This is a genomic window from Methylobacterium sp. WL64, assembly GCF_008039945.1.
In the GTDB taxonomy this organism is placed as follows: domain Bacteria; phylum Pseudomonadota; class Alphaproteobacteria; order Rhizobiales; family Beijerinckiaceae; genus Methylobacterium.
Genome location: NZ_VRVA01000342.1, coordinates 1 through 452 on the forward strand (window position 1 = coordinate 1; position 452 = coordinate 452).

Consider the following 452-nt stretch of genomic DNA (forward strand, 5'->3'; position numbering starts at 1 on the left):
ACCGCCGCCGGCCTGACCATCGCCATCGAGGACGCGTTCGCCGCCGTCCGACCGGATGAGTGCCGAAACTACCTTACCGCTGCTGGATACGATGCCTATGAGCCAACCTGAAAGGGCACGGCTCTAGTGGTCTGAGTTAGAGATTTCCTTGCGGTTTGGAACGTGAGAGCCATCTGCTGGGCTTCCGAGCGGAGGTTGCTGCGATGGCCCGCGGTCCCAAACCAGCCGAACTTCATCTGAGCGCGGACGAGCGTACGCGGCTGGAGGGCCTGGTGCGCCGCCGCAAGATCGGTCAGGCGCTGGCCCAGCGTGCGCGGATCGTGCTGGCGGGACTGTCAGGAATTTCGTGTGGGGGCGGCCATAGTGGATCCGAAGGAGGTTCCCGATGGCACGACGCAAAGCACCCCACGTCCCTGACGCGATCCTGGACCAGCTCCTGGCCGGGGCCGATC

Annotated in this window: 2 pseudogenes; both read left to right on the forward strand. The window is 65.0% G+C overall.

The window, feature by feature from the left end:
- Window positions 1-111 (forward strand): annotated as a pseudogene (locus FV242_RS34180) (IS630 family transposase); the annotation flags it as partial.
- Between the two features lie 92 nt (window positions 112-203).
- A pseudogene (locus FV242_RS34185) lies at window positions 204-329 on the forward strand (IS630 family transposase); the annotation flags it as partial.
- Between the last annotated feature and the right edge of the window lie 123 nt (window positions 330-452).